A 12845-nucleotide genomic window follows, 5' to 3' on the forward strand; every position below is an offset into this window, starting at 1 on the left:
CTAATTTTTAGGTGCGTAATAAAAAGGAATATTCCATTTTAAAAAGGCTCCTTCACCATTTATCTTTTCAATTTTAAGTGCATTTAAACCAACAGGTAATTTTGAAATATCAATAAAAGCTATGATTCCAAACTGATTTGTTCTATAATGATTATTATATCTTAAAAATGTTACCTCTATCTTTTCTTCATTTAAAAACACTTTGTGATACTTCTTATAGCATTCTTCCAAATAAATGGCTCTATTCTTGCTTTTCTCCTTTCTTGAGTTACTTGATATTTCCTCAAACGTTCCGCATACGACATCTCTCATAGAAGATTCATAGTCAAATATTGGAATAAAAACTTCTAATGTATTACGTTCAATAAAATCAGATTCAATTTCCGGGCTAAGTAAAAACTCTATTTGTCGATTACTATCTTTATAGTAATCAGCATAAGTTTTATGAATATCATAATTAGCAGCGACACGATTCCTAACTAAGTATAAAATGTTAGTTTTTGGAAGTTGAATTACAGCGACCAACATGGCCGAAATCAAAAAGACAAAAATCAGATATACTAATGACTTTTTCTTCTTAAAATTAGAACCAAAAATCATAGTAACCTGTAAAATACTCTTATAAATAGGCCCAAAAGAAATCATGGAAACAAATTTCACCACTTTAAAACTTAAAAGCTGTAACTTTTCTTTTTCTTGGTTCTTTTTTAAATTAGCTATAACGGAAATTATAATCTGAACAAATAAACTCAACCCTATAAATATGGCTGGAACCATCAAAATATAGCTATTTATATATTCTGAAAGCATATTGTAAATCAATAAATAAAGACTTGAAAAAAAAGCTATATAACCATATAGTAAGAGAAATGTAAAGGCTATAGAAAAAATAACACTACATAATTCATCAACTTTTTGAATTGAATCTTTAAGTTTCGGTAATATTGATAAAATCTTTTCTGTATAAATTTTAGAATACGCACTATCTTCAAGGCTATAATCTGGAAATACAGAGTTTAATCCAACTAGTCCAACCCAATAGGCTCTCAAAAAAAAGTGTATTACAAACATTGCAGCCAAAGCACTAACCGCGATCAATCCAAAAAAACAAATAAAATAAGCAACAAAATATTGATTTGGATTAACTGTATTTATAAAAAAGTTCGTTATCCAATTAATACCATCGAAAAGCTGAAACGTACCAAAGATAGCTACAGCTGATACTAAAAGTTCGGCTTCCCAGCTCTCATCTTTTAATCTCTGTAACCAATTTTTGGCTTCTTTATGTGATCCACTTTCCATAATAATGTTAACTTTTAAAATAACTCACTTTGTGAAGAGCCTTTTATTCTTCCCAAATGTTTATAAGCAAAATCGGTAACTTCTCGACCCCTTGGAGTTCTCATTATAAATCCTTGTTGTATCAAAAAGGGTTCGTACACCTCTTCAATAGTCTCGGCATTTTCTGCAACAGCAGTGGCCAATGTTGAAAGACCAACGGGACCTCCTTTAAACTTATCAATGATTGTACTCAAAATCTTATTATCCATTTCATCCAATCCATGAGCATCTACATTCAACGCTTTTAAAGCGTATTTCGCAATTTCAATATTAATACTACCATCTCCTTTTATCTCCGCAAAATCTCGTACCCTTCTTAGTAATGCATTGGCAATACGTGGTGTACCTCTACTTCTTCCTGCTATTTCTATAGCGGCTTCTAACGAAATTGGCACCCCTAATATGTATGCGCTTCGCTCAATAATTGTACTCAACAAATCAGTAGAATAATAATGTAATCTACTACTAATACCGAATCTCGCTCTCATCGGAGCCGTTAAAAGTCCCGAACGAGTTGTAGCTCCAACCAAAGTAAATGGCTCTAAATTTATTTGTACGGTTCTTGCATTCGGTCCAGACTCTATCATAATATCTATTTTAAAGTCTTCCATTGCTGAATACAAATACTCTTCAACTATTGGGCTTAATCGATGAATTTCATCAATAAATAAAACATCTCTTTCCTCTAAATTGGTCAATAACCCTGCTAAATCACCAGGTTTATCCAAAACAGGGCCCGACGTTACCTTAATTCCTGCATTTAATTCATGTGCTAAAATATGAGCCAATGTAGTTTTTCCTAATCCTGGTGGACCATGAAATAATGTATGATCCAAAGCTTCGTCTCTTCTATTAGCCGCCTCTACAAAAATTTGCAAATTTTCTATTGCTTGATCTTGTCCTGTAAAATCACTAAAGGAAAGAGGACGTAGTTTTTTTTCTACATCTAATTCGTCATTGGAATAATTATTCTTGTCTGGATTTAAGTGTTCGTTCATACTCGTACAAATATACTTCAAATATCGTTTTTACTTTGTAATAAATGTTACTCTGATTGTATTAATCTATTATCCGTTTAATTATTCCAATTCAACAGAACTAATAAAAGTTTTCGTATATGTTTCCTTTAATTTTACCTGTGCTTTAACAAAGCTTGAAACCAAACACCATACAACTACATAAATACAACAAAACATTATTCCAACCAAAAAACACAAAAAAATAACATTTTACCAATATTTGTGAATAAATTTTTAACTTTACACAAAAATTACACAATAATTATATATTAGGTAAATTACCTATATCATACAAACTAACCCTATAATGAAACTTAAAAACATACCCTTCATAATAGTAATGTGTTTTTCGTGCGTCCTTTTTGGGCAGAAAAGCAATCAGGATGGAGCCCAGAAAGCAACGTGGAATGGACAATTGAAATATCGTTATGTTCCAAGTATTAAAGAACAAATAAAAAACGGAACTTTTGTTCATGCAAAAGTTGATGAAAGAAACCTTTATGCTAAGGATAAAAGAACAAAAGGTAACAAAGTGGTTCCAGGAAAGGGCTTACCACACGGAAAAGATCCATTACTAGACACACAAAGAAGATCTACTCCAAAAAGAATAAGGTCAACAAGTCTCACCTTTGAGACTACAAATCAAACTTCTACTCCCTCAGATCCAACAGGTGCTGTAGGAAGAGATTATTATATTGCTGCTTGGAATACAGCGTTTAGAATTTTTAATAAAGATGGCACACCAGCAACGGATGCGGCTGATTTATCTACATTATTTCCTGGGGGTGCAGATGGCGATCCCATTGTTCTATATGATTCACAAGCGGATAGATATATTGTTACTGAATTTGAAGATAATCCTAATGGATTTCACGTGGCAATATCACAAACAAATGATCCCGTGAATGGAGGTTGGCATACCTATAGCGCTGACTCATTTCAAACTGGTACTTTCCCTGATTATACCAAGTTTTCAATTTGGTCAGATGGTTATTATGTAACCGCTAATATTTCAGAAAGTAGTGGCGGTAATACAAGAACTGGTCAGGTATGGGCTTTGGAACGAGACAAAATGTTAACAGGAGGCACCACTGCTAGCATTCAAGCATTTACTTTAACAGGAATGGTTACTAGTGGTTTTTACAGTCCTCAAGCTTTTAATGTAATTGATGACAATTTACCTGCAACAGGCCACGCGACCTTAGTATATATGCAAGATGATGCTTGGACGGGTGTGACATCCGATCATTTAAAATTATGGGATGTTAATGTTGACTGGACTACGCCTGCTAACTCAACAATATCAGCTCCAACTGAAATACCAGTTTCAGCTTTCACTGGAGTATTTGATGGAGGTGGCTTCTCTAACTTATCTCAGCCTTCTGGCCCTGATATCGATGCCATGCAAGCCACTATTATGAATCAAGCGCAATTCAGAAAGTTTGATACTCATAACTCCGTTGTGTTTAATTTTGTTGTGAATACAGATACAGCCAGTGAATTGGCTGGTATTAGATGGTATGAATTAAGACAAAGTGGTGATGGTCAACCATGGTCGATTTATCAAGAAGGTACCTACACTGCTCCCGAGGGAAGGCATGCCTTTGGTGCAAGTATGGGAATTGATGGAGCGGGAAATATAGCCATTGCTTATTCATCTGTAAGCACTAACGAAAGTATATCTTTAAGATATACAGGAAGATTTCATGATGATCCACTAAACACAATAACCGCCTTAGAGGAATTAATTGTTCTAAGTACTACGGATAATCCAGCAAATCGATATGCCGATTATTCACATTTAACCGTTGACCCGTCTAACGACTCAGATTTTTGGTTTGTGAGTGAATATTTCAATAATGGCGCCCGAAGTAATATGGTTGGTGTTTTTCAACTAACAGAGCCTTTAAACAATGATATAGGTGTTACTACAATATCAGCTCCAACTGATGGAAGTCTGACAGACTCTGAATCGGTAACAATTAAAATTAGAAATTTCGGAACAAACGATCAAACAAACTTCCCCGTAAGTTACACCTTAGATGGCGGAACAAAAATTACCGAAACCTATACCGCAACCTTAGCTGCTAATACAACGGCTGATTATACATTTAATACTACGGCCGACTTTTCAGTACTTAATAGAACTTATGAATTAATTGCAGCCACTGAGCTTACCACTGACGAAAACCAGAGTAATAATAGTAAAACGGTTAACATCATAACATCGATTCAACATTGTACTCCTGTTGCTACTTCAGGTTGTAATATAGATGGCATCAAACGCTTCGTTTTAGGTACAATTGATGCAGATAATGGAGCAAGTGGTTGTAATACTACTGGTGATGCTCAAGGGTATGTAAATCGTAAGGATTTAATGACAGATTTAGACAGAAATGACGAACATATTATGAAGGCCCAGCACAACTGGACGAATAATCCTGATGGTGAAACTTTATCTGCGTGGATTGACTTAGATGATAATGGAACGTTTGAAACAAGTGAACAAGTTATCACCGCAAATGTCTTTTCTGTTGCCAATGCTTTAGAGGATTTCACTTTAACCCTGCCACAATCGGCTAATTTGGGGAAACATGTATTAAGAGTAAAAGCAATGGATAATACAGGTAGTGGAGACATCAATGATCCTTGTAGCAACTACGCTTATGGAGAAGTACATGACTACCTTGTGAAGATTATCGATAGGACTTTAAGTATTGACAACGTAATTTTAAACAATGCTGAATTAAAAGTTCTTACATTACCAAACAACCAATTTAATTTTCAACTTACAACGGATTACTCTGATATATTATCCTTTAGAGTATATGATATCTTAGGAAAAACCGTTGTCTTCAATAATGTTTCTAAAAATGGCAATAAATATGAATATTCTTTAGATATGTCATATGCTAGTGCGGGAGCTTATATAGTAAAAATAGGAGGAAAAACTAATTACAAAGAGTATAAAATACTTGTTGAATAAATAATATTTAGATTATAAAAAACATAAAGAAAAGAGAGGAGTAATGATTACTCCTCTCTTTTCTTTATGTCAACAATATTTACAGGTCTTGCCTCATCACATCTATTTTTCATTCTCAAGGAAGTATATTTAATCCAAATCTTTGAATTCTTTAATTCCGAGTACTTGTCATCCATATTTATAGGATCCAACATCTCACTTTGCTTGTTATTCACCAATTTAATCATGGTAGCGCAAGTTTTAGCCTTAGACTGGCTATTATCAACGAATTCTGCCTTTACGTACCCCTTATCTACAAGCTCTTTAGTCGTTTCCTTTATCGAACTTTCATTTTCTTTTGAAGTTACTTGCTTTGTACTGTTACATCCCATCAAAACACATAGAAATGCACTCGCACTTATTTTAAAAAACTGTCGCATAATTAATTAATATTTTTAAACAATATAGTCAATAAAACAAAAAACCTTCGCAAAATTGCGAAGGTTTTTTGTTTTATTGTTTTGTAAACTAAATATTTAAGAAGGCTCTTCTCCTTCTAATAAAGGAGTGTCTTGAGACACGAAATCTTTTCCGTGTACATATTCTCCATTTTCATCAGTTTTACTATAATCATAAGCCCACCTATGAACTTCTGGAATCGCACCTGGCCAGTTTCCATGGATATGTTCTACTGGTGTAGTCCATTCTAATGTATTAGATTTCCAAGGATTCTGAGTTGCTTTCTGCCCTCTGTAAATAGAGATGAAATAATTTGCTAAGAAAATTAATTGTGCTAAACCTCCAATGATAGCCATTACTGTAATAAACACATTAATGTTAGTTAAATCATCAAACATTGGGAAGTTCGTATTTGTATAATAACGTCTTGGTAATCCTGCTAAACCAATAAAGTGCATTGGAAAGAATACCCCATACGCAGATATAATTGTTATCCAGAAGTGCCAGTAACCTAATGTCTTATTCATCATCGTTCCATACATTTTAGGGAACCAATGGTAAATACCAGCGAACATTCCAAACAATGCTGATACTCCCATTACTAAGTGGAAGTGAGCAACCACAAAATAAGTATCGTGTACGTTAATATCTAATGCTGAATCTCCTAATACAAGACCTGTTAAACCTCCAGTTACAAACGTAGATACTAATCCAATTGAAAACAACATTGCTGGGTTCATTTGCAGATTACCTTTCCATAATGTTGTTATATAATTAAATGCCTTTACCGCCGAAGGAATCGCAATTAATACCGTTGTAAATGTAAATACCGATCCTAAGAAAGGGTTCATACCTGATACGAACATATGGTGACCCCATACAATAGTAGATAAAAATGCAATTGCTATAATAGATCCAATCATTGCACGATAACCAAAAATAGGCTTACGGGCGTTTGTTGAAATGATTTCTGAAGTTAATCCTAATGCTGGTAATAGAATAATATATACCTCCGGGTGACCTAGGAACCAAAATAAGTGCTCGAATAATACTGGTGATCCTCCCTGGTAGTGTAATACCTCTCCTGAAATAAAAATATCAGAAAGATAAAATGATGTACCAAAGCTTCTATCAAAAATTAACAATAAAGCCGCAGATAAAAGTACTGGAAACGAAATAACACCGATAATAGCAGTAATAAAGAAAGCCCACATAGTTAAAGGCAATCTTGTCATTTTCATACCTTTTGTTCTAAGGTTTAACACCGTAACAATATAATTCAATGAACCAATTAGTGACGACGCAATGAATATTGCCATAGAAACTAACCACAAAGTCATACCAGCACCAGAACCAGGAATAGCCTGAGGTAAAGCAGATAATGGTGGATAAATTGTCCAACCTGCTGATGCCGGTCCAGCCTCAACAAATAACGAAATAACCATTATTACAGAAGAAATGAAAAACAACCAATATGATACCATGTTAAGGAAACCTGACGCCATATCACGCGCTCCAATCTGTAATGGAATTAATAAATTAGAGAAGGTACCGCTTAATCCTGCTGTTAAAACAAAGAATACCATAATAGTACCATGAATTGTTACCAAGGCAAGGTACATATCTGGATTCATAACTCCGTCCGTTTGATGATGACCTAAAAAAGCCTCTATTATTGAAAACGAAGTCTCTGGCCATGCAATTTGTAAACGGAATAACATTGACATGAATACTCCAATAATCCCCATGAACATACCAGTTATTAAAAACTGCTTTGAGATCATTTTATGGTCTGTACTGAAAATGTATTTCGTTACAAATGTTTCTTTGTGATGATGATCTGACATAATCTATATCTTTATATTTTCTTTTTTAAAAATATCTTACTTAATAACTTGAGCTAAAGTTTTTTGCTCTGATAACCATTTTTTGTACTCAACCTCTTCTACAACTGTAATTTTCATTTGCATATTGTAGTGAGACTGTCCACAAATTTTGTTACATAACAATAAGTAATTAAACTCATAAGGCTCTTCACCTTTAGCTGTACGAATTTTATTAATTCCTTTTGTTTTTGCAATTACCTCAGAGTTTTGACGCATTTCCTCAGTAGTAAATTTCGGAGTAAATGCGAATTGAGTAACCATACCAGGAACACAGTTCATTTGTGCTCTAAAGTGAGGCATATAAGCCGAGTGTAACACATCTTGAGAACGGAATTTGAACAATACCTTTTTGCCTTTTGGTAAATACAATTCAGTAACTTGCTTGTCGTCTTTAGCATTAGGGTCAGACATATCGACTCCTAGTGTGTTTATTCCTTTGATGAAATTAACATTTCCAAGACCCAATTCATTGTCTTCTCCTGCATAACGAGCATCCCATCTAAACTGTTGAGAATATACCTCAATGATAATAGGATTTTCATCATCTCCAATCGACATTATATTATTCCATTGCCATAATCCGTATCCAATTAATAATACGATTGTAATGGCAGGAATAGTTGTCCAAATTAATTCTAATTTATGGCTATCTGCAAAGAATAAAGCCTTGTTTTCTTTACGTCCTCTATATTGATAAGAGAAGTAAAAAATAAGAAACTGCATTGCAAACTGAACAATTCCAATTAACCAAAACGTAATATCGAATAAGTTATCGTCATGTTCTCCTTCTATTGAAGCAGATTCAGGTAATAAATACACATTCATTCCTATAAGACAATAGATCATCATTGCGTATAAGAATACTAAAAATCCTATAGCGATCTTACCTTGTGTATCGTTATCTTTATCTGTAGCAATTACAGAACGAAAATTCATAATACGAGTTATTTGCCAAAAGCTAACTCCTATTGCAACTGCTATAAAAATGTAAAATAAAGCGAGCATAATATCTAAACTATTATTGTTTTAATTAATTAATGATGACTATTATCTTCTCCTCTGTGCTCAATCACATAGTAATGATGAGTTTCACTTTCATGAAGGAAAGGATTTCCTTTTGGTAAAACTGCTGCTTTACTAACTGCACTAAAGGTTGCAAATATAAATAAACCGATAAAAAACAATATCGCACTTATCTCACCAATTCCGAATCCCCATTGACCTCCTACTGTTCCAGGCATAATCATGACGAATAAATCCACGTAGTGTCCAACTAATATTGCAACTCCTCCTAAGATAACCAACCAAGGTATACTCTTAAAATCACTATTAATAAGTAACAAAACAGGGAAGGCAAAGTTTAACACAACCATTCCTAAGAAAGGCAACTTGTATTCGTTAAAGCGTTGCGCGTAATAAGTTGTTTCCTCTGGCATATCAGCATACCAAATTAACATGAACTGAGCGAACCACAAATATGTCCAAAATACAGAGAAACCAAACATGAATTTTGCTAAATCATGAATATGACTATCATTAACAAAAGGTAAAGCACCTTTAGAACGTAAATAAATAGTTACAATAGCGACAACTGTTAACGCAGATACTAAGAAAGTAGCTAACACATACCATCCAAATAAGGTAGAAAACCAGTGTGGATCAATTCCCATGATCCAATCCCAAGATGCCATAGATTCAGAGACCATAAAGAACACTACAAACCCAACACTAATATTGTATAAGTTTTTATGTAACTTCAAGTCTCCATTATCTTGCTGAATAGATTTCCTTCTAAGAATAAATCTGAAAACATTCCATCCTGTTAAATAAACAATACTTCTTATTGCCCAACCAGGAACATTCATCCACCAGTGCTTCTTATCTACGATAGGATCGTAATTAGGACTTTGAGTATCAAAAACTCCATCCGCCATCCATGGGAATAAATGATTTTGATGCATTACTGTTAGTATAATGAAAATAATCATGAATATACTTACATAATGAATATTGTTCGAAATAGCTTCCATTACTCTAAAAAGCACAACAGACCAACCTGCATGCGCAATTCTTTGAGCTGCATAGAACGCCAATACTAATAAACTTACTCCTAAAGAAAATAACATAGCTACATAAAATGCCGACCAAGGTCTATTTTGCATTTGATGAAAAGCATGTTCAGCATGATGATCTCCGTGATCCTCTCCATGAGCATTATCATGATGGGCAACTGGAGCCTCAGCGTGCGCCGTTTCTTTATGAGTTTCCTCTTTAGTTTCATGAACAGCATCTGCAGATTCATGATGTGTAGAATCAACTTTCTCTGTATGAGCTTCAGACTTGTGATCTGCTTCTTTGTGTTCAGAACTAGCAGCATCTTTATGATCAGCGGCTGCAGCACCTACATGCTCTTCAGATTTCTTCTCTTCTTTATGCGATTCAGATTGAACATCAGCGCTATGGTGAGTATCATCACCATGAGCATTCGCTGCACCATGACCTCCATGATGCGCAGCTTCTTGCTTTGCTAATATTTCCTTTGCTTCTTCAAGAGTACTAGGAGCTGACATAAAATTATATACAGTACCTAACAAACCTACTACCATTAAAGCAAGCGCAAATATTTTTAATTTTCCTGTAAACTGATACATATCTTTAAATATCTATATAGACTTATTTTAATAATTCGCTTCTTAAACTTTCAACGTACTGCACAACTTGCCAACGCTCTTTGTATCTAAGCTGTGATGCATGTGATCCCATTAGGTTTTTACCGTGCATAATAACATGGTAAATATTACCTGAATTTAAATCTCTGTCTTTGTAATTCGGAATACCCTCAAACTTCTCTCTTTGTGATAATACTCCGTTACCATCACCTTTCTTTCCATGACAGGAAGAACAGTAAATAGTATACAACTCTTTCCCTTTTGCAAGGTTTTCCTCAGTAGCATCGATAGGATTCTTTAACTCAGCTTTCGCCTTTTCATATCCTTCATTTGTATTAGGAATGTCATAAGCTATAATACCATTTCTACTAACAGTACCTGCAACTGGTTTCCTGTTCACAGGAACATTTCCAGCTGATGTTACTCCATTTGCATCATAAGGAACTGACACATACATATCAGGCATATACTGTACTTGTGGTTTTCTTTTATCTTTACAAGAAACTATACTAGCGCCTACTAATAAAGCTAAAACTATTTTTAAACTTTTCATACTTTCCTAATTAATGCTTTTCTACTACGTTAATTTCAACTGCTCCGGTAGACGCCAACAAAGCCTTTAATTCGTCTTCATTATCGTGTACTGCTACTTCCATTAAGAAGTGATCATCCGTTGTTCTTGGATCTGGGTTTTCGGCTTGTTTAAACGGCCATAACTTACTACGCATGTAAAAAGTGATTACCATTAAGTGAGCTGCAAAAAACACCGTTAATTCAAATAAGATTGGAACAAAGGCAGGCATATTTTCAGCCCAAGAAAAACTTGGTTTACCTCCAATATCTTGTGGCCAATCAGCAATCATAGTGTACCATGTTAGCCAAACAGCTACAGCCGTACCAGTAATCCCGTAAAAGAAAGCAGTAATCGCTAAACGAGTTGGTGCTAATCCCATTGCTTTATCTAAACCGTGAACTGGAAAAGGTGTAAAAACCTCTTCAATATGATGATGATCTGCTTTTACCTTCTTAACAGCATCCATTAAGATATCATCATCATTATATAATGCGTGAATTACTTTACTAGTGCTCATTGTTCTTGTCTCTTAATTTTTTAAAATTCTCTCCAGATGATTTCAAGATTGTTTTTACTTCCGCAGTTGGAATTACTGGGAATGTTCTTGCATACAACAAGAATAAAACTCCAAAGAAACCTATTGTTCCAACAAATATTCCTATATCAACAAAAGTAGGTTCAAAACGCCACCATGTAGATGGTAACTGTCCTTTACTTAATACAATTGCAATAATATCAAAACGCTCAAACCACATTCCAATGTTAATTGCGATAGAAACTAAGAAAGAAACAACAAAACTTCTTCTTAACTTTTTAATCCATAAAATTTGTGGAATGATAATATTGAAAGTCATTAATGACCAGAATGCCCATCCATAAGCACCAGCTTCTGCACCAAATGACAAGTATGTATAATTTTCATAAGGAGAGCCAGTATACCAAGCGATAAAGAATTCTGTAGCGTAGGCTACAGCAACGATTCCTCCTGTAAGAATAATTACGATATTCATATACTCGATATGTAAACGAGTAATGTATGCTTCTAAATTAGTAACCTTACGCATAACTCCTAAAAGTGTTTGTACCATGGCAAATCCTGAGAAGATTGCTCCAGCAACAAAGTAAGGTGGAAAAATTGTAGAGTGCCAACCTGGGTTTACCGAAGTTGCGAAGTCAAATGATACAATTGTATGTACAGAAAGTACTAAAGGCGTTGCTAAACCAGCTAATACCAACGATACTTCTTCAAAACGTTGCCAATCTTTTGCTCTTCCCGACCATCCAAACGACAATAATGCGTATATTTTCTTCTGGAAAGGTTTTACAGCTCTATCACGAATAGTTGCGAAATCAGGTAATAACCCAGTCCACCAGAATACTAACGATACTGATAAATACGTAGAGATTGCAAATACATCCCATAATAATGGCGAGTTAAAGTTTACCCATAATGATCCGAACTGGTTTGGAATAGGTAGTACCCAGTATCCATTCCAAGGACGTCCCATGTGAATAATAGGGAATAATCCTGCCTGAAATACTGCGAAGATTGTCATGGCTTCCGCTGAACGGTTAATTGCCATTCTCCATTTTTGACGGAATAATAATAGTACTGCCGAGATTAAGGTACCTGCGTGACCAATACCTACCCACCATACAAAGTTGGTGATATCCCAAGCCCAACCAATGTTTTTACTTAATCCCCAAACACCGATTCCGGTACCAACGGTGTAGAAGATACATCCAAATCCCCATAACATGCCTGCTAAAGAAATATAGAATGCTATATACCAATTTTTGTTTGCCTTTCCTTCGATAGGTCTAGCAATATCCTCTGTAATGTCATGGTAACTTTTGTTACCCAACACTAAAGGCTCTCTATAAGATGATTCGTAATGAGACGACATAATCTGTATACTTGTTTATTTTATT

At 34.6% G+C, this 12845-nt stretch carries 10 protein-coding genes; 1 reads left to right on the forward strand and 9 read right to left on the reverse strand.

The window, feature by feature from the left end; translation table 11 throughout:
- Positions 1-1302: a hypothetical protein gene (locus BLW23_RS10630; protein ID WP_093669638.1), complete on the reverse strand. Its 1302-nt coding sequence runs from the start codon at positions 1300-1302 to the stop codon at positions 1-3.
- Positions 1303-1316: 14 nt separating this feature from the next.
- Positions 1317-2339 (reverse strand): Holliday junction branch migration DNA helicase RuvB, encoded by a 1023-nt coding sequence (ruvB, locus tag BLW23_RS10635; RefSeq protein ID WP_093669640.1) that lies wholly within the window; start codon positions 2337-2339, stop codon positions 1317-1319.
- A gap of 328 nt (positions 2340-2667) precedes the next feature.
- On the opposite strand from ruvB, the gene BLW23_RS10640 reads away from it, so the two are divergent.
- Positions 2668-5346, forward strand: coding sequence for a GEVED domain-containing protein (locus tag BLW23_RS10640; RefSeq protein WP_093669642.1), 2679 nt, complete (start codon positions 2668-2670; stop codon positions 5344-5346).
- Positions 5347-5393: 47 nt separating this feature from the next.
- On the opposite strand, the gene BLW23_RS10645 is transcribed toward BLW23_RS10640, so the two are convergent.
- From BLW23_RS10645 to nrfD, 7 genes are all read right to left on the reverse strand, one after another.
- A complete protein-coding gene (locus tag BLW23_RS10645; protein WP_093669644.1) occupies positions 5394-5765 on the reverse strand; it encodes a hypothetical protein in 372 nt (123 codons plus the stop codon).
- 96 nt (positions 5766-5861) lie between these two features.
- Positions 5862-7631 carry a cytochrome c oxidase subunit I gene (locus BLW23_RS10650; protein ID WP_093669646.1) on the reverse strand — a complete coding sequence of 590 codons (1770 nt, stop codon included), beginning with the start codon at positions 7629-7631 and terminating at the stop codon, positions 5862-5864.
- A gap of 36 nt (positions 7632-7667) precedes the next feature.
- A complete protein-coding gene (locus tag BLW23_RS10655; protein ID WP_093669648.1) occupies positions 7668-8675 on the reverse strand; it encodes a cytochrome c oxidase subunit II in 1008 nt (335 codons plus the stop codon).
- Positions 8676-8704: 29 nt separating this feature from the next.
- Positions 8705-10321, reverse strand: a complete 1617-nt coding sequence (locus BLW23_RS10660; protein WP_093669650.1) for a quinol:cytochrome C oxidoreductase — start codon at positions 10319-10321, stop codon at positions 8705-8707.
- Between the two features lie 22 nt (positions 10322-10343).
- Positions 10344-10892, reverse strand: a complete 549-nt coding sequence (locus tag BLW23_RS10665) for a c-type cytochrome (protein ID WP_176829794.1) — start codon at positions 10890-10892, stop codon at positions 10344-10346.
- Positions 10893-10902: 10 nt separating this feature from the next.
- Positions 10903-11430, reverse strand: coding sequence for a DUF3341 domain-containing protein (locus BLW23_RS10670; RefSeq protein WP_093669652.1), 528 nt, complete (start codon positions 11428-11430; stop codon positions 10903-10905).
- The gene (gene nrfD / locus BLW23_RS10675; protein WP_093669654.1) at positions 11420-12820 is read right to left on the reverse strand and encodes an NrfD/PsrC family molybdoenzyme membrane anchor subunit; all 1401 of its coding nucleotides are present in this window, start codon (positions 12818-12820) and stop codon (positions 11420-11422) included. Before nrfD ends, BLW23_RS10670 begins: the two co-directional genes overlap by 11 nt.
- Between the last annotated feature and the right edge of the window lie 25 nt (positions 12821-12845).

It is taken from the genome of Tenacibaculum sp. MAR_2009_124, assembly GCF_900105455.1.
Classification (GTDB): domain Bacteria; phylum Bacteroidota; class Bacteroidia; order Flavobacteriales; family Flavobacteriaceae; genus Polaribacter.